This is a genomic window from Streptomyces sp. 3N207 (genome assembly GCF_052246355.1).
In the GTDB taxonomy this organism is placed as follows: Bacteria; Actinomycetota; Actinomycetes; order Streptomycetales; family Streptomycetaceae; genus Streptomyces.
The window spans coordinates 104,331-127,444 of the sequence record NZ_JBQQBV010000011.1 but is presented as its reverse complement, the minus strand read 5'-3'; the positions used below and the strand labels follow the sequence as shown (position 1 = coordinate 127,444).

Below are 23,114 nucleotides of genomic sequence, written 5' to 3'. Positions count from 1 at the left end.
GCCGCACGGCTCAGTGGCAGAGCGGTCCCGAGGCCGTCGTGCTGGCGATGACCTGCGGCGGCTCCTCGATCTCCTCGATCTCGAAGGTCTCGGCCTCCAGGGCCTCCAACTCGTCTACGAGCATGTGCCAACTCCCTTGTTCACTACGCGAGTTATACGGACACCCGCCATTGTGGAGATCAGTTTTCGCCATGGTCAATAGCTGACGGGGTGCGGTCGTCATCGATCCGCCGGCAGTCCCTGCACCCGCTCCCGGAGCGCCCGGTGCAGCAGATAGGCGAGGTAGTCCTCGTTGCCGACGGTCACCCCGAGCCGGTTGCACCCCATGTGCACGATCCCGGCGAGGAGGGCGGCACGCGCGGTCTCGGCGCCCACGGCCACCGGCGCGCCCGTTCCGTCGCCCGAGGGGAACACCAGTGCCCCGCGCCGGGCTTCCTCGTCGATGCGGGCGCGCAGTTCGGTGCCGTGCTCGGCCCAGCGGCACAGGAACCCGGCGAGCAGCTCGGGCTGCCCCCCGAGGACGCCCGCGTGCAGCGCCTCGACCTTGTCGCCCACCGGGCCCGCCATCCGCTGGTAGGCGGCGGCGTAGGTGCCGTAGCGCGCCTTGAACAGGGGCGCCCAGTCGGCCATCCGCTGCTCGAAGAAGGCGACGGTGCGTTCGGTGTCGTCCAGCACGGTCAGCGCGAGCGTCGCCGTCAGCTGCGCGGCCAGGCCCAGCCGGACGCTGCCGACCTGGGTGTTCGTGGAAGCCAGCAGGCTCGCGACGAGAGTGCTTGAGCGGTCGGCGTGCCATTCCGCAAGCGCCACACCCGCCGGGCCGCCGTAGCGCTCCAGCTCCGGCTCGTAGCCGAGGTAGGCGAGGGAGTCGTTGGGGCGGCGAGGCATCCGCACGGTGCCGGGGCCGTAGCGGGCGTCCCACTGCGCGTCGGAGAACTCCAGCCGGAAGCGCTCCCGGTACTGCTCGTCGGTCAGGTCGACCGCGGGATCGTAGACGGAGGGGCGGCGGCCCAGAAAGTCGCCGACGGCCCCCTCGATCGCGGCGGTGAGGGCCGGGATCGCGTCCGTGTGCACGGGCCGTACCCGCAGCCGTACGTGCGGGCCCTCCAGCCAGTGGCGGAGGAAGTAGCAGCACTCGGCGAGCCCTTCGCCGCGCAGCCGCTCGAACAGCGGGCCGACACACTCGCCCAGCAGCGGGTCGCGGTCCCCGGCGTAGTAGACGTGCGCGGACAGCCACTCGCCGGGGCGCAGCTCGGCGGGCGGGCGGTCGTCGGCGTTGAGGGGCGCGGCGGGCCCGGTGCTGCGCTGCTCGGCCGGGGGCCGCGCCTGGTCGGTGTCGGTCACTGGGGGTTCGTCCTTCCGCTGTGCTGTGCCTGTTCGAGGGGGGCGGGAGCCGCGTCGAGTTCCACGCACACCTCCGACGCGTACGCGGAGCCGCCCGCGCGCAGGGCCGGTTCGGTGACGTCGGGCAGCAGTTCGGTGAAGACCGCCTCACCCGCGCCGCGCAGCCGGTGGTCGAGCAGTGCGAGGGACAGCGGGCTGTCGGCGTCCACGGGGTGCGGCTTGCGGTCGGTGTCGGTACGGGCCATCACCCGCTCCGGCAGCCCCGTCGCGCGCCACCACCGGCGGCGGGCGAGGAAGCCGCGCGCGGTTTCGGCGGGCGGCTGCGGGCCGGGTAGTTCGGACCCCGCGAACCGCCGGCTGCGGCGGGCCAGGACCAGCGAGCCGTGCCGCACCCGGGGGCGGTCCGTCGGCCCGCCGCCGTCCAGGCACCCCCACAGGTCCGCGACGAGCGGCATGGCGGCCGGGGAGAGCGCCAGCAGGGTGCGCTGGACGCGGGGCAGCGCCATGGGGACGAGACCGCCGAGCCACAACGGGACAACGCGCTTGTCCAGCCGCCGCGAGACCAGCCGCAGTTCGCCGCTCTCCTCATCGTCGACCAGCTCCAGATCGCCGACGGGGAGCCGGCGTTCGGCGGGCCCGTGCGGGGCCTCGGCGGGCCCGGTCAGCCGGTAGGGGGCCGGCGCGGGCCGCAGTGCCAGGTTGGAGGTGTCGTAGCCGCCGCTCAGGTCGGCGGCGACGGCATCGCGCGGTAGCAGCCGGGCATGCCGGGCCCGGATGCCGTCCGTCAGTTCACGTTCGGCCTCCGGTCCGAAGGACCTGGCGAACCGGGCGAGGGGCTGGCCGAGGCCCGAGTAGGCCCAGTTGAGGACGGTGAGCGGGCGGCGGTCCCCGGCGGGCTCGGCCCACTGGAGGTAGCAGGAGTAGCTGCGCGGCATGCCGGGGTCGTCGGGCGGCAGCAGGGCGGCGGCCCGGTCCAGATCCGCCGCCTCCAGGACGAGTTCGGGTGCCCCGGGCGGCCGGGGCTCCCCTTCGGGGAGCCGGGCGTCGAGCGCGGCGCGCAGCGCGCGGGAGAACTCCTCGTGGGCCGCACTCAACGTCGCGACCCGCGGATCGTCGTAGGGGTTCGCGCGCGGCACGTACGTACCGTCCGCCGCGAGCGTGCCGAGCCGGGTGCCGGTGCCCGACAGCCACTTGCCGCACGACTGGTGCAGCTCCTGCGCGAAGCCGGACACGTCGTCGCAGGTCCCGCCGGGCCCGTACCGGGAGCGGAAGTGGGCGCGCACCAGCAGTCTGTCCAGCAGCATCAGATCGAATGCGGGCAGCAGCCGGGTGAAGCACCGCAGCGCGGGCAGCGGCCCGTCCTCCCACGCCGGGAGGGAGGCGGTGGCCGGCGCGGCCAGCACGGCGTCCTCGTAGACGGCGGTCCTGGGCACGACCGGCGTCGAGCGGCCGAGCGCCCGCTGTGCCTCGGCCACCTCGGTACGGAGCGCGGCAGTACGACGGGCGCGCTCCTCGGGCGGCGCGAGGGGGAAGCCGTCGGCGAGCTCCCGTATCCGCTCCAGCCGGTCGGTGAGGGACGGCCCTGGACCGGGGGAGGGCAGGCCGAGCGTACGCAGCCGGCCGGCCAGCTCGGCCACCGGGTCGGGGTGGTGGATGTCGGGGGCGAGCGCGGGTGTGGTGAGCAGGCCCAGCTCCACCAGCTTGGCGAGGTAGCCGTCCAGCCGCTCCCGGGGTCTGCCGTCCGGGTCGGAGCGGTGCAGCGCGTCGGCGAGCCGCGGCAGGGTGAGCCCGGCGTCCCCGGCCGCGTCGAGGAGCCGCAGCGCCTCGTCGAGAACGGGACCCGCCGGGAGTTGGAACGGCTCCTCCTCCAGCACTCCCGGGGTGGCGAGGGCGAGGCCGGGATCGACGGGCCGGTAGCGACGGCGTACGTAGTGGACGCGCCCGCCGGTACGGCGCCACCCGCCGGCCGCGTGGAACGGGAGGGCCGCCCTGGTGGCCGGATCGCCGAGCGCGGCGACGGCGATCTCGTGGAGTGCGGTCAGGTTGGGCCGGGCGCGCAGGAGGGGCCGCGGGGGGACGTTTTCCGCGAGGGCGAGCCCCAGTGCAGGACCGGAGTCGTGGAAACGTCCGCGGGCCAGGCTGGTGAGGGTGCTGAAGGGGCTGGTCTTGAGCGCCGCCCGGTAGACGTACGACACCAGCGACCGTTCCGTCTTCCGGGCCCGCTTGTCGCTCGGTGGCACGTCATCGGCCGCGAGGTAGCCGGGGAGGGCGGCGTCCAGGGTGGGAGAGGCGGCCTGGACACCGGCACGGAGGGCGGGATCGTGGGCGAGGTGGCGCAACTGGTGGCGACCGGCGGCCAGTTCGGCGGCGAGCGTGGACTCGGCGGCGGCCAGGTGCGCCTCGTAACGGTGCCGCAGGGCGAGCCAGTCGGCGGCGGGCGAGGGGGCCACCGGCTCGGCGGTGCGCAGCGTTTCGCGGGACGGCGTACGGGCGTTGTGGAGATCGCGGCGCAGGGCGAGCAGGGCCCGGCGGGTCGCGGGGTGCTCGGTGTGTGCGACGGCCTCGGCGAGGGCGTCCTCGGCCGCGGGTGCCAGCGCGGCCATGCTGTCCTCCAGCTCCAGTGCCGTCCGCGTCCACGCGACGGTGCCGGGGGCGCGCAGGGGGGCGAGGGCCGCGAGGGGGAGCCCGGCGACGCGGAGGATGAGGTCGGGGGCGAGCTCGAGGGCGGCGGGGAGCGGGCGGGAGGGGGTGTCGGTCATGGATGGTCGGTCCGGTCCGTGCGAGGGCTGGGGGTGAGGGAGGCGTCGAAACGGGGTCGGTCGGGGCGCTCGTGGCCCGTCATGAGCAGCAGCAGCGGCCAGGTGTCCGGGCCGAGGGCCAGGCCGAGAGCCGTGTGGAGGGCCTCGTAGTCGAAGCCGAGCGCTGCGCCGCAGCCGGTGCCGAGGGCGGCGGCAGCGAGGTAGGCCGTCTGCGCGACCGCTCCCACCTCGGCGTTGAGCAGCCGGTAGCCGCGCGGCCCGGCAGCAGCCACGACGGCGTGCGGGCGGGCGAGGACGACGAGGACGGCGGCGGCCTGCTGGAGGTTGTAGTTGTTGAGCGTGTAGGCCCGCTGGAGGAACGGGTGCGGGGCCGGTCCGGGCAGCGGGACGAGGGTGTGCGCCGCGGAGTCGTGGAGGTACAGCCCCGCCCGCACTCCGGACACATGCTGCACGAAAACGGCCAGCCGGGTGAGCGGGGGCGCCCCGGTGTGCAGTCGGCGCCCGGCCGCGGCTGCCTCCAGCAGCGCGGACAAGTCCTCGGCGGCGAGCGGGTGGTGCGTCGAGAACCGGCCGAAGCTGCTGCGCCGGGCGGCGAGCGCTTCGGCTACACCACCGGTGAGCGGGGTCGACGCGGGCAGCGGGACGGCGGCGCCCGCGGGCGTGCCGGACTTCCCCGCCGCGGCCTCGACCAGCGCCCCGGGTGCCGGCCCCCGCCCCGTGTCGTACGCCGCCGCCAGCTGGGCCGCCTCGGCGGCGGGGAATCGCCGTACGGTACGGGACCGTTCGGCGACGGGTGTGGCGACGCCTGGGGTGAAGCGACGGCCGGTCACGGGCCCGTCGTTCTCATCGCCAGTCCCCTCGTTCTCATCGCCGGTGGCGCCCCGCCAGGGCAGCGGCACCGCGGCCAGGACGCTCTCGGTGGCGGGGTCGAGGCCCAGCAGCCGGTCCAGCTCCGGCTCGTCGTACCACAGGAGGGGGTGGAGCCCGATGCCGCAGGACGCCGCCCAGGTCTGCCAGGTCCGCAGCAGGCAGCCGAGGTCCATGGTGACGCAGTGGTAGCTGAACTCCCCGTACTTGAAGGCGTTCTGCCAGAACCGCACGGTGACGAGGAGGAACTGGCGCCCGGCGGTCGGCCCGGCGCCCAGCGCCTCGCGTACCCGGGGCGAGATGTCGCCCGTGGCGATGCGGCGGAGGGCGTGCGCGGGCTGGTCGTAGTGGTAGACGCCCGGCAGGGGGCCCGCGCCCGGGCCGCACACCCAGTAGAGCTCGCACGGGTACAGGCCACCGCCCGCTGCGCTGCCACGCGCCCACGCGGCGTGCGCGTACGCCTCCCGGCCGCCCTGGCCCGGGTCGGCGGTGATCTGGAGCCGACGGGAGAGCCAGCCGTAGGAGTACCGGAGCATCCCGGCGAGGAGCGGCACGGTGAAGGCCGCCCTCTCCCCCGGGTCCTGGGCGAACAGGGCCTCCCCCAGCGGACGGAGGGGCTGCGGCGGGGCGTCGGGGAGCGGGAAGCCGGGCACCCCGCGGTAGATCTTGTGGCTCCGGGGCTGGTCCTGCCAGTCCGGCTCGAAGGGCTCGGTCTCCATCGGCACCGAGGCCCGCCGCAGCACCGCGTCCAGATAGCGGGTGACGGTCGCCACGCGGTCGTCCGCCCCACCTTGCTCTGCGCTTTCGGACACGTCTCCCTCCCCCTCACATGAACGGATGCGGAGCCGGATTGAGCTCCGCAGCCGTCAGGTCGTGGTCACGCAGCCCGGCGCTCCGCAACGCGGTGCGGGACCGGGCCATACCGGGCGCACGGTGCCGCCGCGCACCGAAGTCGATCGGCAGCAGCCCGGGCACCAGCACCCGCACCACGCTCGTCCCGACCGCCCGCTGTTCGGGGCCCGTCCGGTCGACGACGACCACCTCGAAGCCGCGCGCGGCGAGCAGGTCACGGCAGTGGCGTACGGCGGCGGACAGGTCTCCGGCGGGCGGTACGCCTTCGCCGCGCGCGCCGCTGCCGCGTCCGGCACCGCGTTCGCCACCGTCACGGTAGATCTCGGCCAGGGGACGCGCCTCGTCCTCAGGACCCAGGAGGAACGCGGCGTGCCGCACCGTCTCCGGGAGGCCGTACAGCGCGGCGTGGTCGGCGAGTTCACGCACCAAGGTGAAGTCCCGCGCCATGGCGCGCAGCCGGTCGAGGTTCTCTGCCGTGCGTTCGGGAAAGCCGGACAGAGAGCTGGCGACCTCGCGTACGGCCGACTCGGCGGCGCGTTCCGGATCGAGCGCGGCGGCGGACGACAGGCACAGCGCCCCCGGTCCGCCGTCCTCGCGGGTCGCGACTGCGGTCACGACGGGTACGGGCAGATCGATGCGGTTGTCCAGAAGCCGCAGCCGGTAGCCGCCGCGCCGGATCCGTTCGGCGAGGGACAGCAGCGAAGGGGACCGGCAGCTCTCCACCGCGATCCGCGGCAGCCGGGCCCGCCCGAGCCAGGCCAACAGGAACGCGTCCCGCTCGACCACCTCCAGCAGCCCGTGCAGCGCGGCCTCTTCCACGCAGGAGCCGCCCGCATACCCGCTGGAGGTCTCGGCCGCGAAGAACGGACCCGGACCGGCCAGCCGGTAGTCGACCAGCTGCTCGGGAACCAGCACCGGCCGCTCGTCCCGCAGCGACCAGCCCCACACCCACGGCAGGACCAACTCCTCGTCGTACGGTACGAAGTGCGAGGGTGCTCCCTCGAAGAACGCCGCGTCCGGGAGGCCGCATTCGCGCGGGTCCACGGACGGGTGCCGCAGTTCCGACCGGGCGGCCGGGATCCGCTCGGCGCCGCCCTCACGCAGACCCGCCAGCCGCTCCAGCCCTTCGCACAGGGCGAGGGCCGCGCTGTCCCGGTAGCTGTCGGCGTGCCCGCTGAAGTGGACATCCATCAGTCGGGGTGCACCGCGTACCGCGAAACGACCGCTCGCCGGCGCCGTGTTGGCCGCCTCCCGGTCCGGCCGTACGCGCGTGCCGAGCGCGCCGCAGACGGGGTTGGCAAGCGCTTCGGAGGCCCACTCCGGCATGGCCTCTGCGGGACTCAGCAACCGGGAGGAGCCGGGGCGCGGGACGAGGCCGGGCCGCAGCGGGACAGCGCCACTTTCCGAGGCGGCGGCCTGTCGCGCCCCGCACCGGGGGCACGCGGGGTCGGCCAGCAGCCGGGCACGCTCAACGCGGAGGGTGTCGAGCGCCAGTCGGTGCACGGTGCCGGTGCGGGGCGCGGTCGACATCTCCCTGCGTTCATCCCTGCGTTCAGCATCGAGTGCGGCCGTCGCCAGGTGGGCGAGCATGTCGAGGGCGAACGGGGTCAGATACGGGTTCGGCGCCGCCGCATGGAGGGGGGAATCCGGCCCGCGCTCCAAGGCGTCGCGCTCGACGGCGGGGCGCAGAGCCTGCCAGCGGGTCGCCACACAGTGGAAGCACGGGCGTCCCGGCGCCGACTGCTGCGGGCCGAGGGGCCCGAGCAGGGCGTATCTGCTGTGCAGATGTACGGGGACGAGCGTGGTGCCGGCCGAACAGTCGGGCGGCTGCTCCGGCGCTGCGTAGGCGTCGCTCGCGCCCAGCAGCCGTACGTGGACGGAGAACGGCTCCGCGAGGCCGACGTCGCGCAGGCGGCGCGTCAGCTCCTCCGCCACGCGGAGCCGGTCGTTGTCCACCGTCTTCTCGGTCGTGGCCGTCACTCCGGTGCCTCCCGGCGGCTGCGCAGCAGCACCCGTACGGTCTCCACGCCACCCGCGCGCAGGTCCGGCGGCGTCGTCACCACGACGAGCACTTCCCTGCCGGACGCCGCCGCCGTCATCGGCCCATGACCGGGCCAGGGCTCTTCGGGACCGGCCGGTGCGACAGGCGGCACCGGTTCCTGGGCCGTCGCCGCCAGGGCCTGCGCGTCGAGCCCGGCCACCAGGGGATCGCCGAGGTCCACCGCCTGGCCGTGCCGCGTCAGTTGGAGGGTGCCGACCAGATCGCGGAGGGCGTGGACGGTGGCCTCTGTGCGGGTCGTGCCGTAGCCGAGCGCTTGAGCGGTGCTGTCGGAGATCCCGTCGGGGGCTTCGTCGGAGGTTTCGTCGAGGGCTTCGTCGGAGGCGAGCGCGGCCACGGCGTGTGCGGGCGCCGCACCGGGGAGTTCGAGCAGGGTGACCCGCTGGTCGAAGTGCGCGACAGAACGGAGGAGAAACCCCTGGTCCCCTTCGGCAGCCGCGTCCACGGGCAGCGTCCGCGCGAGGGCCTCCCCGCGCAGAGCGGAGGCGACACCCTCGTAGGCGAGAACCGACAACAGCCCGGCCCGCGCGGCGGCTTCGACGGTGGCGCCCGCTCCGGCACCCGCGCTCCCGGGTTCGAAGCATCCGTCGCGGTCGACCGCGCCGCCGGGGTGGACGGCTGCCGCCGGCACGGCCACCGTCCGCCCGTGACCGGGGCTCGGGGGCTCCGCGGAATCCCACACCCACGCCCGCAGCCACGGCCCCTCAGCTGGGTGGCCGTCGTCCTGCCCGGTCCCGCTCCACGTGCTCAACTCGGCGCCGGATACGCGCTCCTCCGCCGCGTCAGCGAGGTACGGTGCGGCGCTCCGCGGCAGGCCGTGCGCGTGCAGCAGCGTCTCGTACGCCAGCGCTGCTGCGTTGCGCGCTGCGGCTCTGGCGTCGGTCTGGGTGTCGAGGGCGAAGGCGGTGACGGCCCGGGGAGGTACGGCGGACGGTCCGGGCGCCGCGACCTCGACGCAGGCGGCGCGAACCGGTGACTGCGGGAGCTCGTCGTCGGCGTAGCGCCGGAAGACCCCGGCGTGCGTGCCGAACAGCACCTCCTCCTCCGCCTTGCCGGATGCCGGAGTACTCGGCTCGCGCGCAGCGCCCCGCGCCTTGGGCAGTCCGCCGCACGCCCCGCAGTCGGGGTGCGCGAGCAGGGTCTCCCGCGAGGTCGCCAAGGTCACGCAGTCCTGGGTGACGAGGGCACCCGCGCACTCCGCGGGCAGGGCACCCGTGCGGTGCCGGAAGACCTCGAACGCGAGCGTCGTACCGAGCATGCGCCCGAGCTGCGCGTCCGGCCCGGCCGCTGTCCGCTCCGTGTGCACGGCACGCAGGAGCGCCGCGGCAGCGGGCGGCTCCAGATTGGCCGCGAGCCGCAGCACGGCGCACTGCCAGCAGCCCCCCGGCCACTCGTCGCCACCGCCCGTTACGCCGTGCCCCGCACGCTGCACCAGCGGCCCGAGCACGGCCGTGCCGTCCAGTACGGTCAGCGGCAGCAGTGCGGGACCGCCGTCGAGCGCCGCGCGGTTGCGGCGGACGAGTTCTCCGTATCCCATACCGCATGCCACGACCAGGTCGGCAGCTCCGTCCGCGTCGCCCGGACCGGCGCCGTACTCGCCCGCCGGGTGCAACACCACATCGGCATCGCAGTGCACAGCGCGCAAAGCGTCCCGCTCCAGCAGGAGTTGGCGCGGCGGCTCCTGGTACGCGCCGATGAGGGTGACTGTCCGCAGCCCGTTGCGCAGCAGAGTCACCGCGCAGCTCTCGGCCGCCTCGCCGCGGCCCGCGATCAGCACGCGGGTGTCGCGGAACCGGGCGAAGGCGGTAGCCGAGCCGCCGCCGAGCTGATGGTCGAGGTAGGCGAGTTGGTCCCGGAAGCGGTCGCGGACGGCGTCGGAGAGCAGCGAACTCCCGTCCTGTGCCCCGGAGTCGTCGGGGCGTACGTCGCGCACCACGCCACGCCGCAGCAGCGTACTCACCATCGCGGTGACGGTGGCCCGGCGCTCCTCGGGCAGCCCGTTGCACAGCTCAGCGACCGTGTGGGCGCCGGTCAGATGGGGGGCGAGGCGGCACAACCACTGGTAAGCCGTCCGCCCTTTGAGGACGAACCGGCCCTCGGAGTACTGGAGCAGGACCCCGCCCTCGGTCGCCGTGAACAGCGCGTCCGCCCGCAGTCTGGGGCGTACGTCGTGGGTGGGGTCCACGTGGCGGCTCCCGTGCACACGTTCGTACGGATCGTGATCAAGGACGGTACCCCGTCGCCCGACGCGGTGTCAGTCATACGGTGCGGCTGCTCGCCGTGGGGTTGCTTGCTGGTGGGAGAGGGAGCCGGCACCGCCGCCCGCGCCACGACCGGCAGCTCCGGTGCGTCCGACGCGCGGGGAAGGGAACGACGCGGGCGGTCCCGACAGCGCAGCCGTACGAGCAGGCGCTTATGCACCATGCTGGCTCGGTGCCGGTGTTCGCCGGGCTGGATGAGCGGACGACGGGCTGCGTCGGCCGGGGGGAGACGGAGGACTCGGCGGTGCGGGCTCTGTCGGAACGTGTGCGTGGACTCGTCAAGATGGACAGGGGCAAGCGCACCAACGCCCTCATCCTGTTCACGGGCGAGGCCAAGCGGCCGAACTGCGCCGCCGCCGATACCAGCAAGAAGGTGAAGGCAGGTGACTCGGAGAAGATCTGCTCCGCCTTCCTCGTCCGAGGGTCAGGAGGCCGCCGCCGTCGAGCTGAGCCAGGCTTCACCTCGGAGCCTCCGCACAGCCAAGAACTGAACGGACTGGCTCCGTACGGATAACCGCGTACGGACCGCTCCGCATTCGGGCCGGGGCCTGCCGACGACGTTCGGTGGGGCCCCGGCCCTTGCTCTGTCATGCTGGGAGGCCGGACCGGCCGGGGCCCCAGTAACGGGCGGGGGACATCAGCGCTTACGGTTGAAGTAGGGGGTGAGCTCCCACCTGTCCGGCCTTTCATCCTTCTCGCAGGCATAGGCCGCGATCACGCCCGCCCGCTTGAAGTTGCGGCCCGTCAACTTACAGTCTGCGTAAGCACCCGAGTAGACGGCGATATCCCGTTTGCCCTGCACCAGGCGCTTCGGGCCGACGAGCCAGCTTCGCTCGAGGTAGGGGGTGATCTCCCACACCCCCGGCTTTTCACTCTCCATGCAGGCGTAGTCGGAGACGATGTTCGCCTTCATCATGGCCTTGCCCGATTCCACGCAGCCTTCAGCATCGGTCCGCATAAGGATGTCCCTCTTGGCCTTCACCTGGCCCTTCTTCGCCCCGACGGCCTGGCCCTTCTTCGCCCCGACGGCCTTGCGCTTCTTCGTGCCGAGGTGCTGGGCCTTCTTCGTGCGGAGACGCTCGACCTTCTTCGTGCCGACGTCCTTGCCCTTCTTCGTGTCTTGCTGGGCCTTCTGCGTGCTGATGTCCTCGGTGCTCTTCGCGTCGGCGTCGTTGCCCTTCTTCGCGTCGGCGTCCTCGGCTTTCTTCGCGCCGACGTGCTCGGGCTTCTTCGTGCCGACGAGCGCGGACTGCACCACGTCCGCCTGGGCTGTTCCGGCAACCCCGGCGAGAGTCAGAAGGCCGACGCCGACGACCATTGTCTTCTTGAAGGTAGTGCGCATTTTTGTTCCTTTTGTCCAGAGTGGCATGTACGAGAAGGCGCGAAGCCTCCGGCTTCTGGGGGTGGGGGGCAGTTACCACGTCGCCCGGTGGCAGTAGTGATCCACTGATGGGCAACTTGGCGCTGGTACGGGGATCGCTCTTTCGCTCTGTTGGATGTCGGGGAATACGGTTCCGGTCACGGCGAGCGTGGTGATCTCCGTCACAGCCGGGGCAGAGCGGCGTTTCGACAGCGGTTGGGCAGGCGCCGCGACTGTTTACGCCACTCGGATGTTCACGACCACGGAAAGAGGCGCGGACGCCCGGCAGGTGACGAACACCGTCCGCACGCCCCGGGGAGGGTCGGAACCCGGGGCCCGTCCCCCGCTATCGCGGCGTTCGGCTTGCTCCAAGTCGCGGACGGCACCACAGCACCCCTGCTTCCGCAGCACCTTCACCGCACTGTCCACAGCAGGGTCCGCACCCAATGCCGTCCGACCAGAACGGCGCCGCCGTCAACGGGTGGGAGAGCCCAGCACAGGATCCTCAGCGCACCGACCGTCGGGGGCACCGTCGTACGTGGCCGGTGTTGGCCAATACACAGCGACCACGCTCCGTCCTGTCCTCGCGATTGTTCGGTGGTTCATCGGGGAACGGAGCTGCATCACTCGTCATCGTTCATCACTCGTCATCGTCTGCTGGCAGCCTCGATAGAGGCGGCCAGGAGACTCCTGCCAAGCGTGCGCGCTTGATGCGGCGTCATACCAAGGGGCAGGTCCGCGATCGGACCCTCGTCCCGCACTGATCGGCGGGCTTGCGGGGTGCTCCCGCCGTGCGGGCTGCGCGGTTGCCGCAGACGGGAGCGTTGGCGCCGGCTGAACGGTGCCCCGCCCGGGGAGGGGCACCCCGCCATTGCGGGCGGGGTGCGTTGCCGGCTGCGGTGCATCGTGGCCGGGCGGGCGGCGGATCGTCAGCGTGTCGTCAGACATCCACTCCGCGACTGCGCAGCCACGGCAGCGGGTCGATGCCCGAGCCGTCCTCGGGGGTGACGCGTACCTCGAAGTGCAGGTGCGGGCCGGTGGAGTTGCCCGTGTTGCCGGAGAGGCCGATGCGCTCCCCCGCCCGTACCTGGTCGCCCGGTCTGGTCTGGATTCGGGACAGGTGCGCGTACTGGGTGTAGTAGCCGTTGGAGTGCCTGATGACGATGTGATTGCCGAAAGGGCCGCCGCATCGCGTCCTGACGACGGTGCCCGCTCCGACAGCCCGTACGGGGGTGCCGATGCCGACCGCGAAGTCCTGCCCGGTGTGGCTGTTCGCCCAGCGCTTGCCCGCAGAGGCGAAGCCCGCCGACAGCGTGTAGTCCTTGACCGGCGCCACCCACGAGGCACCGCTCCCGGCCCGGTGGGCGGGCGGCGGGCTGTACGAGCAGCCGCCGGTGCCGGGCTCGGCCTCGAGCGCCGCCCGGGAGATCGGGCCCGCGGCCCGCGCGGCACGCTCCTCCCGTGCCTCCCGCAGCCGCTCCCTGGCCTGCGCCAGCCGGTGTTCGACGGCGCGCTTGGCCCGCCGCTGCCGCTCGGCCTCGGCCTTGAGCCTGCCCAACTGGGTCCGCTGGTCAGCGCGGTCCCGGACGAGGCGCCGCTGGGTGACCTTGGTGGTGTGCAGCAGCCGCCGGAAGGCGTGATCGCCCTGGCGCTGCGAGCGGAGCTTGTCGAGCAGGGTGTCCGGCGAACCCGTCATCAGCAGCCGGGTGGTGGGCGCCCAGCTGCCCTGCTGGTACTGGCTGCGGGCCACCGCGCCCAGTTGCCCGTGCAGCCGCCGCAGCCGGTCCTCGCCGCTGGCGACGGCCCGTGCGGAGCGGGCGACCGCCGCGCGCTGTGCCACCGCCCTGCGGCTGGCGGCCTCGTAGCGCGCCGAGGCGGCCGCGGCCTGCCGGTAGAGCGAGGCGATCCGGGCCGGCAGCGGTTGCGCCGTCTCGGCAGCGCCCTTCGCGGGGGCGGTCCCCACCGCCTGCGGGGCGCCACCGGCGAGCACCACGGCACACAGCAGCGCGGCCAGTGGGGCCGCCGCCCGTCTCTTTCGTGCGACCTGAGTCATGGCACGATCGTGCGGCCGCGCACCGCGCGAGAGCGGCCGGGCGGACGCGGCACGCGGGCGGCTTGGGCCGTTCGACGCAGCGGTCTGTCCCCGGTACGGGTGCATTTCCCGCCAGCCGCGGGAGGGCCCTCACATGCGCGGGAGGGGGCCCCTGCCCGTCGTTCGCAGTCTGCGGCTTGCGTGTGGCTTGTCGCGCAGTTCCCCGCGCCCCTTACGGGGCGCGTTCCCCTGCGAAGCTTGGGCAGTCTGCTCCCCCAGCCTCCGGCCGGGAGGTGCCCCCAGGGGCGCAGGGTGGGCAAGCGCAGCCCCCTTGCGGGGTACGCGAGATCCGCCGGGGCCCCAACAGCACCCACGCCAGAGCCGCGGCCACCGCGAGCAGGCCCGCGCCGGCCAGTCCGGCAACCTGGATGCCGCCGGCAAAGGCGGACCTGGCCTCGGCGACCAGCGCACTGCCGGGGTCGCCGCCCAGTCGCGCGGCGGCGGCCACGGCGTTGCCGAGCGTCTCGCGGGCCGCGTCCAGCACCCGCGCGGGCACCCCGTCCACCGGGTCGAGGCTCATCCGGTACGCGGAGGAGAGCACGCTGCCCAGGACGGCGACGCCGAGCGCCCCGCCCAGCTCGATACCGGTCTCGGAAACGGCGGAGGCGGCGCCCGCACGCTCGGGGGGAACGGTGTTGAGCACCATGCTGTTCGTCAGCGTCATCACCGTGCCCACGCCCACACTCACCAGGCAGAAGGCCAGTACGACCACGGCCACCCCGTGCCCCAGCGGCAGGGCCGTGAGCGCCGCGAAGCCGAGCGCCGCGGTCGCCAGCCCCGCGGTGATCAGCTGCCGTACGCCGGTGCGCCGGGCCGCGGCAGCCGCGAAGAATCCGGAGGCCACCGAGAGCGCTGCGCCCGGCAGCAGCATCAGCCCGCCGCGCAGCGGCGACAGGCCCGCAGAGAGCTGGAGGAACTGCGGGAGGAAGAACAGCGATCCGGCCATCACGAACACCACCAGCACATTGGTGACGATCGCGGCGGAGAAGTGGCGGATGCCGAAGAGCGAGATGTCGATCAGCGGGTCGACGAGAGTGCGCTGACGGCGTACGAACACGGTGCCGAAGGCCAGTCCGGCGGCGAGGAACGGCAGGGCCGCCAACTGGTCACCGTGCGCGAAGGTCTTGATGGCGTAGACGACGGGCAGCACCGTCAGCAGGGTGAGGGCCGCGCTCGGCAGGTCGAAGCGGCCCGGAGCGGGGTCCTTCGTCTCGGGCACCAGCAGCGGCAGCCCGATCAGCGCGAGCAGCACCAGCGGGAGGTTGATCAGGAAGACCGAGCCCCACCAGAAGTGCTCCAGGAGCAGCCCGCCGACGACGGGGCCGAGCGCGGAACCGGCGCTGAAGGCCGAGCCCCAGGCGGCGACGGCGACCAGCCGCTGGCGCTCGTCACGGAACATGCTGCGCAGCAGCGAGAGGGTGGAAGGCATCAGCGTCGCGCCCGCCACGCCGAGCAGGACGCGGGCCGCGATGAGCGCCGCTGCGCTGGGGGCGTAGGCGGCGAGCGCTGAGGCGATGCCGAATCCGGCGCAGCCGGCCATCAGCAGCTTGCGCCTGCCTATTCGGTCGCCGAGGGTGCCCATGGTCACCAGCAGCCCGGCCAGCACGAACGAGTAGATGTCCACGAGCCACAGCAGTTGGGTGCTGGACGGGGCGAGATCTTCGCTGAGCGCGGGGACGGCGAAGCCGAGGACGGTGAGGTCTATCGCGATCAACAGCACGGGCAGGGTCAGGATCAGCAGACCGGCCCACTCGCGGGCCCCGGCCTTCGTGGTCATCTCCTGCGCCATGGCTCGATGTCTCCGTTCTTCCGCGTCTGGTCCGCGTCCCCGTGTGTACGAACAGAAATTTGTGTACGGGCGTACATAAATCTGTGTACTAGGGTACACAAAAACCGCCGGAACGGAGAAGGACGGGCAACGCCGATGGGAGCCAAGCGCGGGCCGGCCGATCCCGGGCGCCGGGAGCGGATCATGGCCGCCACCGAGCGGATTCTGCTGGAAGGCGGCATCGCGGGGCTCAGCCACCGTGCGGTCGCCCGCGAGGCGGACGTCCCGCTCGGCTCGACCACGTACTACTTCGCCACGCTGAACGACCTGCTCGACGCCGCCATCCGCAGGCTCAGCGAGCGCTACGCACGCCGACTGCACACCTGGGGTGCCGGACTGGGTGAGATCTCCCGCGCCGAGTTGGTCGAGGCGCTGGCCGACCTGGTGGAGACGCTGCTGCGCGAGGACCGCGCCGCACTGGTCCTCACCTTCGAGCTCTCGGCCGCCGCCATGCGCCGACCCGAACTGCGCGACTCCGCGCTGCTGTACGCGGAGACCGAGCGCCAGGTGCTGGGCGCGCACACGGACGAGCGGACTGCGCGGGCGCTCTCGCGCGTGCTCGACGGTCTGCTGCTGCACTCCCTCGCCGCGGCGGCTCCGCCGAGCCGCGCCGACATCACGGGACCGCTCGCGGCACTGCTCACCCCCGACAAGTGAGCCCCGGGCGCCACAACCGGCAGCGGCACCGGCACCCCCATTGGCACCGACCAGTGGCACCGGTCTGGACAAGCGGTCCGCACAACTGGACTTCTCCGCACGTGTCTTGACCCTGGCCGTCATGCGCGGGATCAATTGATCTGTCCGCATCAATCTCGCGCGTCCTGGCCGAGACGCCGGGGAGACGGACCGCGCGCCTCGCCGGGAGGGCCCATGACGCACACCGGAACTCGCACGGCCGCCGTAGCGCTGGCGGCGACGGCCGTCCTCAGCTCACTGACGGGATGCGGCGCGGACGGCGGCGACGGCAAGAGCCTGACGTACTGGTCCATGTGGACCGAGAACGAGCCGCAGGCGGCCGTACTCAAGTCCGCCATCAAGGACTTCACCGCGGACACGGGCATCAAGGTGACCGTGCAGTGGCAGGGCCGCACCGTGTTGGAGAAGCTCGCGCCCACGCTGACCACCGGCAAGGTGCCCGACCTGGTGGACCAGTCCGACGACAAGCTCTACCCCACGCTGGTGCGGACCGGCCGGGCCAAGGATCTGTCCGCCGTCTTCGACCGGCCCGCGACCGGCGAGAAGCAGCCACTGTCCAAGGCGCTGAAGATGAGCTACCTGGACTATCTGCGCAAGCTGCCCGGCGGCGGCAACAGATGGCTCGTCCCCTACGAGGTCACCTCCGTCAACCTCTGGTACAACGCGGCCGACAAGGACGTACGGCCCCCGAAGTCCTGGGACGAACTGCTGGATGTCTGCGCGAAGCTCAAGGCCAAGGGCCGCGCCTGCATCTCGGCCGACGGCGACCAGCCCGTCTACATCATCTGGTGGCTGGACTATCTGGCCGACCGGATCGGCGGCGACGGCGTCATGAAGAAGGCCATCACCGACCCCTCCGGCAAGGGCTGGGACGATCCGGCGGTGAAGGAGGCGGCGAAGAAGATCCACGAACTGGTCGACAAGGGCTATCTGCTCAAGGGGTACGACGCCAGCAAGTACCCCGAGCAGCAGAACCGCTGGGCGCAGGGCAAGGCGGCGTTCAACCTGAACGGCAGCTGGCTGCCCACCGAGACCCGGAAGTTCGCCGGGAAGGGCTTCGACTTCCGGGCAGCGCCCTTCCCCTCCGCCGCGGACACCACGGCCGACCGGCGGAAAGCCACCGACGTGCGGGTGTTCGGCTTCGCGGTGCCCAAGCAGGCCAAGAACGCCGCAGCGGCCGAGAAGTTCATCTCGTACTTCATGGCGAAGAAGCGGCTGCGCGGTATCGCCACCAAGGCGGACAACATCACCCCGCGCCCCGACATCGCGGCGCCGCCCGTACTGCGGGACGTCCAGGAGCAGATGGAGTCCACGCCCTCGCGCGAGCAGCTGCCCGGCTCGGTGACCTCGTACACCGACAAGGCCCTCTACCCGGCGTACAAGAAGCTGTTCTTCGGCGAGGCCGGTCCGCAGGAGTTCGTCGCCGAGATGAAGAAACTGCACGTCTCCTATGCGAAGGCGCACCGCTGATGACGGTGCTGACCGCGGGCCGTAAGCAGGCGCAGGCGCGGCAGCCGCCGGGTGCGGCTGGACGCGATGCGCCGCTGGCGCTCGGACGGCGGCGGCTGTTCTGGCCGTTCGTGATCCCGGCGCTGCTGTTCCTGGCGGTCTTCTACCTCGGTCCGCTGCTGTTCGGCCTGTGGACCAGCTTCCACAGCTGGGACGGCTACGCCGCGATGGAGTGGAACGGCCTGGGCAGCTACCGGGCGCTGGTGGACGATCCCTACTTCCGTACCTCGATGGTGAACACCTTCAAGATCCTGGTGCTCGTCGGGCTGGCCGTCTTCGTGCTGGCGTTCGCGCTGACGATGGTGCTGCGGGAGATGGCGGGCAAGCGGTTCGTACGGGCCGTCATCTTCTTCCCGCACATCGTCAACGCGATGGTCTTCGGCGTGCTGGCGGGCTTCCTCTTCAACCCGGGCGGGCTGGTCAACTCGGCGCTGGCCGGGCTGGGGGTGGACGATCCGCCCAAGTGGCTGGGGAGCGGCAACGTCTTTCTCCTGATCATGGCCACGATGGTGTGCACCTCCACCGGCTTCTACGTCGCCATCATCATGGCCGCCGTCGACAACATCCCCGGGTATCTGTACGAGGACGCGGAGCTGGCCGGCGCCGGGGCCTTCCGCAGGTTCTGGCACATCACACTGCCGCTGAGCTGGGACGTGGTGACCGTGTGCGCCGTGCTGTGGACGATCAGCTCGGTGAAGGTCTTCGAGCTGGTGCTGGTCTTCGGCGGGACCTTCACCACCAGTGCCCCGCCCATCGAGACCTGGACGAGCGCCCTGTACATCTACCGCAACGCGTTCACCGGCTCGGACGTCCCGCAGTTCGGCACCGTCTGCGCCGCCGGGATCACCAGCCTGTTGCTGGTCGCCGTCTTCACCGCGCTGCTGCGCCGTCTGATGCGCCGCGACCCCGTCGAGTACTGAGTCCCCCATACCGAGTCCCGCTGCATACGGAGTCCGCCGAACCCGAGGAGAGCCGGTGACCGCACCTCTCACGCGCTCCGCCCGTACGAGCCCCGCGCGTGCCGTCGGGCTCGGGCTGATCTGGCTCTCCGTCGCGGCCGGTCTGCTGCTGCTCGTATGGATGGTGCTGACCTCGCTGCGGGACTCCCGGGCGATCTTCGACCGGCCCTGGGCACTGCCCGACCCGTGGCAGCTGTCCAACTACCGCACGGCGTTCGACTCCGGCTTCGGGCGAGCCGCGTTCAACAGCGTGCTGGTCAGCGGCTCGGCGGCGCTGGTGGCCGTGGTGCTGGCGGCCCCGGCCGCCTATGCGCTCAGCCGCCGGCTGAACGCCCTCGCCGGGCCGCTGACCATGCTGTTCGTCCTGGGGCTCGGCGTGCCGGGGCAGGTGCTGCTGATCCCGGTGTTCTTCATGCTCACCGAGGTGAACATGGTGGACACACTGCCTGGGCTGTTCCTGGTGTACGTGGGGCTGGCGATGCCGTTCACGGTCTTCCTGCTGACCGGATTCTTCCGCTCGCTGCCCGGTGAGCTGGAGGAGGCGGCGGCCCTGGACGGGGCCTCGCCCGCCCGCACCTTCTGGCAGATCGTGCTGCCGCTGGCGCGCTCCGGGCTGATCACCGCTTTCCTCCTCCAGCTGATCAACAACTGGAACGAGACCCTGTTCGCACTCTCGCTCATGCAGAGCAACGACAACTTCACGCTGCCGCTCGTGCTGGCCCGCTTCATCGGTGAGCAGCAGTACCGGGGCGCCGACTGGGGCGGGATGTTCGCCGGGCTGTGTCTGATCGTGGCTCCCATGCTGCTGCTGTACGGCTGGCTCTCCCGGCGCATCATCACGGGGATGACGCTGGGCATCGGCAAGTGAGGGATCAGCCCGGCCCACCGCTGCCGAAGGACCCGCTCTTGCCGGGCTCCCACTTCTTGCGCGTCGGCGGTTCGCCGGGGTGACCCTCTCGATCTCCGTAGTCGTGCACACCGCTGTGCGGCAGCCGGCGGATCCCGTCCCGGGGCATCTCGTCCGGCTCGCGGTTCTCCGTGATCTCGTCGGTCGGGCCGGTGTCCGGGAGGTGCGGCTGCTGGTCGGGGTCGGGCAGTTCGGGCTCACGGTTCTTGATCCGGATGCCGAGCCAGACGGCGCCGATCAGTGCGGCCACGATGAACAGCCCGATGAGCCCCGGCACCAGGCCCACCAGGTGGTCGCGGGCGGCGACGTCCAAGGCCGTCCCCATGACGTCCGCGTTCATGTGCTCAGCCCCCTTCGGCTCGCGGTGTCACCAACCGGGGTTTCCGTGGCCGACGAAAGGAAACCTGGCCGGCCCCGAAGGCGAACGGCTGAGCGATACCAAACGCTCAGTCTCCTTCGTGCACACCCGGCGCCGCGCGGCCGTTGACCGCAAGCACCCCGGGGACCGTCATCAGCTCGCCCACCAGCTCCGGCACCGAGCCGGACCCGGACACGGCGAGGGTGAGCTTGGCGAGCTCCGGACGCGGCTCACCCACCTGCTCGACGTTCGTCTCGGTCACCACGAAGCCACGCTCCGTACACATCTGCAGCGTGTTGCGCAGCACGCCCCGCCCCTCCTCGTAAGTGAGCCGCAGATGGCCGGGCTCCACACCCGGCAGCCGGTCGCTGATCTTGGTGAAGCCCCACACCGTGAGGAAGTGCATGGTCACCGTCGCGACCGCCAGCAGCGGCAGCCCCGCGCCGCAGGCCATCCCGACCGCGGCCGAGACCCATACGATCGCCGCCGTCGTCAGTCCGCGCACCACGTCGCGACGCAGGAAGATGACGCCGCCGCCGAGGAACCCGACGCCGGAGACCACCTGGGCCGCGACCCGGGACGGGTCGAGGGAGATGTCCTCCCTGCCCATCAGATCCGCGAAGCCGTACTTGCTGACCAGCATGAAGAGCGCAGCGCCGAGCCCCACCAGCGCGTGGGTGCGCAGCCCCGCGCTCTTGTGCTTGGCGCGCCGCTCCAGGCCGATCAGCGAGGTCAGGAAGAAAGCGAGGGCGAGGTCGGCCACCTGCGGCCAGCCCTGGCCCAACGAGGAGTAGAACGCGTCGTTCATATCCGAGGTCTAACAGCTTCGGGCGTCATCGTTCGGTAGGCAGCAGGGGACCCAGCGGGCCGAGATCCAGGTTCAGCTCCTCCGGCGTCAGCCCGAAGCGTTCCCGCAACAGCTCCATACGGTCCTCCAGCAGCATGAGCGTCATCCCGATCCGCTCCTCCTGGACCTCGTCCAGGTCCCCGACCTCCACCCGGCGCAGTGCCTGCCGCTCCACCAGCTGCCGCAGCAGTTCGACGACGGTCAGCACCAGCGCGGCCAGGTCACGCTCCACCGTGTCGGGGTCGAAGTCGAGCCGGCGGGGCGCGGAGGCCCGGGTCTCAGGCACTCGTGTCACAGCGGCTGCCCTCCCTCCCAGGGCGAGGGGACATGTGCGTTGACCGAGCTGATCAGGGCCCGCAGATCGATCCGTACCAGGTCCACGTCGGCGATCCCCAGGGTGAGCGACCCGGTGAGGACGGCTCCGGTACCCAGCAGCCGGTCCAGCAGATCCACCAGCGCGACCTGCCGCCGGGCCAGCGGCTGCTGGGAGTCGACAGCCACCGGCCCGCGCGGCGCACAGGGCTCGTAGGACGCGTAGGGCTCGTACGGCTCGCGTGGCTTGCGGGACTCGTACGGCTCAGGAGACGGCGCCGTCATGGCTGCCCTCCCGCTGCCGGTCCGGTGTGTCCGGTGCCGCGAAGGAGTACGGCGCCCACGGGCCCGTCAGCTCGACCCGGACGGAGGGGTCGTGCGCGCCGAGCCGCTCCACGCGGGTGACGAACTCCTCCGACCGTTCGCGGGGCACAAGATAGGCCGCGTTGAGCAGGTTCTGCCCGGGCGTCCGGGACAGCTGCGGGTTCTGCGCGGGGTACACCCGCGCGTCCTCGGCCTGCGCGGTGAGTGCCGCATGAAGAGTGCGGCCGAGCTCCTCGGCCTCCTGCAGCGCGTTCTCCCGCGAGGTGACCTCCTGCCTGCGGCGGCGCAGGAACTCCCGCCCGCTGCTCGCTGCGGGCGCCGACGCTGCGGCGGGTGCGGGCTCTTGCTGTGCGTGGACCTTCACGCCCCACTCGACGCGGCCCGCCAGCCGGTCGAGGGTGTGCGAGAACTGCTCCCTGCCCGCTTCCAGGGCGCGCCGAACCCCGTCGTCGTCGCGGTAGACGGTGGCCAGCCGGAGCGGAAGAGGGCAGGTCACTGCGGTGAGCGCGTCCACCACCGCCTGGTGGGCCCTCGCCGTCTCCTCCAGCCACCCGAGGTCCTCCAGATGCGCGCGCAGCGGCTCCTCGGCGAAGTCCGCCTCGGGGACGCGGCTGACGACGGCCCGCAGTCCGGCGTGGTGGACGGTGTACGGGGCGGAGCCGCAAACGCCCCGTACACCGTCAGCCAACGGCGCCTCCAGGGGCGCTGTCACCGCGTAGACGTACCGCAGTTCACCGTTCATGGCGCTCGCCGCGTTCATGGTTCATGGCGTTCATGGCGTTCTCCCTCCGGTTCCGGGCGGTCCGGGGGACGCTGCTCCAGCTCGGCGATACGCCGCCGCAACCGGTCGTTCTCCTCGGACAGTTCGCCCCGCCGGGCGTTGGAGCTGAGTGCGGGATCGGTCTCCCACCAGTCGATGCCCATCTCCTTGGCCTTGTCGACGGAGGCGACGATCAGCCGGAGCTTGATGGTCAGCAGCTCGATGTCGAGCAGGTTGATGCGGATGTCACCCGCGATCACCACGCCCTTGTCGAGGACCCGTTCGAGGATGTCGGCGAGGTTCGCGCTGCTGCCGCCCTCGTACCGCTCGGGCAGTCTGTTCGGCGTCGTCACGGGCGCTCACCCGCCGCGGCGTACTCTCCGGCGGCCGCTTCGGCTCCGGCGGCGTCTTCGGCTCCTTCGGCCCGTTCGGCGCCTTCGGCCTCTTCCGCTTCGGGCCCGTCCTCGTCCGCGTCCGCGTCCGCGTCCGCGTACGTCTCCTCGAACGGCTGTGCCGGACCGCGCCCGGCCACGCTGTCGAGCTTGCCCGCGGCCTGTCCCAGTGTGCGGGCCGACGCCACGAGTAGCCGCTGCGCCACCCGCGGGTTCCTGGCGAGCTGTGCGAGCACGACGCCGGCCGAGACCAGCGTGACGGCGATGCCGACGGCGGACTTCGTCTTCCTCGTCCGGCCCAGGACGTAGCCTCCGGCGACGGCGAGCGCCATCGTCAGTCTGTCGTTCATGTCCATGGGTTCCTGTTCTCCAACCGCGCGAGGAGCTGGTCCTCACGGCGGTCGAACTCGTCTTCGTCGATCTCGCCGGCGAGCAGCTGCCGCTCCGCTTCCGCGAGCTCGCGCTGGACGGTGGCCGGGTCGCGGTACTGGCGCTCCGCCTCCGCCTGTACCTGCCGCAGCACCCAGGCGGTGCCGCGCAGCGGGGCAGCGGGCAACAGCAGCAGTTCGCTGATCAGCCCCATGTCGACCTCCTTGGCCTCCGTCGGTCCTTCGGTGCGTCGGCCGGTCGC

At 72.3% G+C, this 23,114-nt stretch carries 21 protein-coding genes; 5 read left to right on the top strand and 16 right to left on the bottom strand.

What is annotated here, in order from left to right:
- Positions 1–219: 219 nt before the first annotated feature.
- The 5 genes from ACTWP9_RS18825 to ACTWP9_RS18805 are packed head-to-tail and all read right to left on the bottom strand — an operon-like array spanning position 220 to position 10,063.
- Entirely contained in the window at positions 220–1,341 is a 1,122-nt protein-coding gene (locus ACTWP9_RS18825) for a lantibiotic dehydratase C-terminal domain-containing protein (protein ID WP_443247360.1), read from the bottom strand.
- The gene (locus ACTWP9_RS18820) at positions 1,338–4,100 is read right to left on the bottom strand and encodes a lantibiotic dehydratase (RefSeq protein WP_443247359.1); all 2,763 of its coding nucleotides are present in this window, start codon (positions 4,098–4,100) and stop codon (positions 1,338–1,340) included. The genes ACTWP9_RS18825 and ACTWP9_RS18820 overlap by 4 nt, the downstream gene beginning before the upstream one ends.
- Positions 4,097–5,779 carry a SagB family peptide dehydrogenase gene (locus ACTWP9_RS18815; RefSeq protein ID WP_443247358.1) on the bottom strand — a complete coding sequence of 561 codons (1,683 nt, stop codon included), beginning with the start codon at positions 5,777–5,779 and terminating at the stop codon, positions 4,097–4,099. Before ACTWP9_RS18815 ends, ACTWP9_RS18820 begins: the two co-directional genes overlap by 4 nt.
- A gap of 13 nt (positions 5,780–5,792) precedes the next feature.
- Positions 5,793–7,799 (bottom strand): TOMM precursor leader peptide-binding protein, encoded by a 2,007-nt coding sequence (locus tag ACTWP9_RS18810; protein WP_443247357.1) that lies wholly within the window; start codon positions 7,797–7,799, stop codon positions 5,793–5,795.
- Positions 7,796–10,063, bottom strand: a complete 2,268-nt coding sequence (locus ACTWP9_RS18805; RefSeq protein WP_443247356.1) for a hypothetical protein — start codon at positions 10,061–10,063, stop codon at positions 7,796–7,798. Before ACTWP9_RS18805 ends, ACTWP9_RS18810 begins: the two co-directional genes overlap by 4 nt.
- 230 nt (positions 10,064–10,293) lie before the next feature.
- On the opposite strand from ACTWP9_RS18805, the gene ACTWP9_RS18800 reads away from it, so the two are divergent.
- On the top strand, positions 10,294–10,653 hold the full coding sequence (locus ACTWP9_RS18800) for a hypothetical protein (RefSeq protein WP_443247355.1): 360 nt from the start codon (positions 10,294–10,296) through the stop codon (positions 10,651–10,653).
- Between the two features lie 123 nt (positions 10,654–10,776).
- Here ACTWP9_RS18800 and ACTWP9_RS18795 read toward each other — a convergent pair whose 3' ends face one another.
- The 3 genes from ACTWP9_RS18795 to ACTWP9_RS18785 all read right to left on the bottom strand — a co-directional run bounded on the left by ACTWP9_RS18795 (position 10,777) and on the right by ACTWP9_RS18785 (position 15,380).
- On the bottom strand, positions 10,777–11,508 hold the full coding sequence (locus tag ACTWP9_RS18795) for a hypothetical protein (protein WP_443247354.1): 732 nt from the start codon (positions 11,506–11,508) through the stop codon (positions 10,777–10,779).
- A 931-nt stretch (positions 11,509–12,439) separates the two neighbouring features.
- Positions 12,440–13,552, bottom strand: coding sequence for a M23 family metallopeptidase (locus tag ACTWP9_RS18790; protein ID WP_443247353.1), 1,113 nt, complete (start codon positions 13,550–13,552; stop codon positions 12,440–12,442).
- Between the two features lie 211 nt (positions 13,553–13,763).
- A complete protein-coding gene (locus ACTWP9_RS18785) occupies positions 13,764–15,380 on the bottom strand; it encodes an MFS transporter (RefSeq protein ID WP_443247352.1) in 1,617 nt (538 codons plus the stop codon).
- Positions 15,381–15,515: 135 nt separating this feature from the next.
- Between ACTWP9_RS18785 and ACTWP9_RS18780 the strand changes: the two genes are divergently transcribed.
- From ACTWP9_RS18780 to ACTWP9_RS18765, 4 genes are all read left to right on the top strand, one after another.
- Positions 15,516–16,076: a TetR/AcrR family transcriptional regulator gene (locus ACTWP9_RS18780; protein WP_443247351.1), complete on the top strand. Its 561-nt coding sequence runs from the start codon at positions 15,516–15,518 to the stop codon at positions 16,074–16,076.
- Between the two features lie 213 nt (positions 16,077–16,289).
- A complete protein-coding gene (locus ACTWP9_RS18775; protein WP_443247350.1) occupies positions 16,290–17,585 on the top strand; it encodes an ABC transporter substrate-binding protein in 1,296 nt (431 codons plus the stop codon).
- Complete coding sequence (locus tag ACTWP9_RS18770; RefSeq protein WP_443247349.1) at positions 17,585–18,544, top strand: carbohydrate ABC transporter permease; 960 nt, start codon at positions 17,585–17,587, stop codon at positions 18,542–18,544. Before ACTWP9_RS18775 ends, ACTWP9_RS18770 begins: the two co-directional genes overlap by 1 nt.
- A 55-nt stretch (positions 18,545–18,599) precedes the next feature.
- Entirely contained in the window at positions 18,600–19,451 is an 852-nt protein-coding gene (locus ACTWP9_RS18765) for a carbohydrate ABC transporter permease (protein ID WP_443247348.1), read from the top strand.
- A 4-nt stretch (positions 19,452–19,455) separates the two neighbouring features.
- On the opposite strand, the gene ACTWP9_RS18760 is transcribed toward ACTWP9_RS18765, so the two are convergent.
- From ACTWP9_RS18760 to ACTWP9_RS18725, 8 genes are all read right to left on the bottom strand, one after another.
- On the bottom strand, positions 19,456–19,830 hold the full coding sequence (locus ACTWP9_RS18760; RefSeq protein ID WP_443247347.1) for a DUF6479 family protein: 375 nt from the start codon (positions 19,828–19,830) through the stop codon (positions 19,456–19,458).
- A gap of 106 nt (positions 19,831–19,936) precedes the next feature.
- Positions 19,937–20,656, bottom strand: a complete 720-nt coding sequence (locus tag ACTWP9_RS18755) for an MgtC/SapB family protein (protein ID WP_443247346.1) — start codon at positions 20,654–20,656, stop codon at positions 19,937–19,939.
- 25 nt (positions 20,657–20,681) lie between these two features.
- Positions 20,682–20,981: a gas vesicle protein K gene (locus ACTWP9_RS18750; RefSeq protein ID WP_443247495.1), complete on the bottom strand. Its 300-nt coding sequence runs from the start codon at positions 20,979–20,981 to the stop codon at positions 20,682–20,684.
- A 5-nt stretch (positions 20,982–20,986) separates the two neighbouring features.
- A complete protein-coding gene (locus ACTWP9_RS18745) occupies positions 20,987–21,172 on the bottom strand; it encodes a gas vesicle protein (protein WP_443247494.1) in 186 nt (61 codons plus the stop codon).
- Between the two features lie 100 nt (positions 21,173–21,272).
- Complete coding sequence (locus ACTWP9_RS18740) at positions 21,273–22,091, bottom strand: GvpL/GvpF family gas vesicle protein (RefSeq protein ID WP_443247345.1); 819 nt, start codon at positions 22,089–22,091, stop codon at positions 21,273–21,275.
- A complete protein-coding gene (locus ACTWP9_RS18735) occupies positions 22,088–22,444 on the bottom strand; it encodes a gas vesicle protein (RefSeq protein ID WP_443247344.1) in 357 nt (118 codons plus the stop codon). The genes ACTWP9_RS18740 and ACTWP9_RS18735 overlap by 4 nt, the downstream gene beginning before the upstream one ends.
- Positions 22,441–22,833, bottom strand: a complete 393-nt coding sequence (locus ACTWP9_RS18730) for a hypothetical protein (protein ID WP_443247343.1) — start codon at positions 22,831–22,833, stop codon at positions 22,441–22,443. The genes ACTWP9_RS18735 and ACTWP9_RS18730 overlap by 4 nt, the downstream gene beginning before the upstream one ends.
- Positions 22,830–23,066 (bottom strand): gas vesicle protein GvpG, encoded by a 237-nt coding sequence (locus ACTWP9_RS18725; protein ID WP_443247342.1) that lies wholly within the window; start codon positions 23,064–23,066, stop codon positions 22,830–22,832. The genes ACTWP9_RS18730 and ACTWP9_RS18725 overlap by 4 nt, the downstream gene beginning before the upstream one ends.
- Positions 23,067–23,114: the final 48 nt, after the last annotated feature.

Coding starts and splice junctions, on each gene's coding strand:
- ACTWP9_RS18820 (WP_443247359.1), bottom strand. CDS start 4,100: ATGACCGACACCCCCTCCCGCCCGCTCCCCGCCGCCCTCGAGCTCGCC.
- ACTWP9_RS18800 (WP_443247355.1), top strand. CDS start 10,294: ATGCACCATGCTGGCTCGGTGCCGGTGTTCGCCGGGCTGGATGAGCGG.
- ACTWP9_RS18795 (WP_443247354.1), bottom strand. CDS start 11,508: ATGCCACTCTGGACAAAAGGAACAAAAATGCGCACTACCTTCAAGAAG.
- ACTWP9_RS18790 (WP_443247353.1), bottom strand. CDS start 13,552: ATGACTCAGGTCGCACGAAAGAGACGGGCGGCGGCCCCACTGGCCGCG.
- ACTWP9_RS18785 (WP_443247352.1), bottom strand. CDS start 15,380: ATGGCGCAGGAGATGACCACGAAGGCCGGGGCCCGCGAGTGGGCCGGT.
- ACTWP9_RS18780 (WP_443247351.1), top strand. CDS start 15,516: ATGGGAGCCAAGCGCGGGCCGGCCGATCCCGGGCGCCGGGAGCGGATC.
- ACTWP9_RS18775 (WP_443247350.1), top strand. CDS start 16,290: ATGACGCACACCGGAACTCGCACGGCCGCCGTAGCGCTGGCGGCGACG.
- ACTWP9_RS18770 (WP_443247349.1), top strand. CDS start 17,585: ATGACGGTGCTGACCGCGGGCCGTAAGCAGGCGCAGGCGCGGCAGCCG.
- ACTWP9_RS18760 (WP_443247347.1), bottom strand. CDS start 19,830: ATGAACGCGGACGTCATGGGGACGGCCTTGGACGTCGCCGCCCGCGAC.
- ACTWP9_RS18755 (WP_443247346.1), bottom strand. CDS start 20,656: ATGAACGACGCGTTCTACTCCTCGTTGGGCCAGGGCTGGCCGCAGGTG.
- ACTWP9_RS18740 (WP_443247345.1), bottom strand. CDS start 22,091: ATGAACGCGGCGAGCGCCATGAACGGTGAACTGCGGTACGTCTACGCG.
- ACTWP9_RS18730 (WP_443247343.1), bottom strand. CDS start 22,833: ATGAACGACAGACTGACGATGGCGCTCGCCGTCGCCGGAGGCTACGTC.
- ACTWP9_RS18725 (WP_443247342.1), bottom strand. CDS start 23,066: ATGGGGCTGATCAGCGAACTGCTGCTGTTGCCCGCTGCCCCGCTGCGC.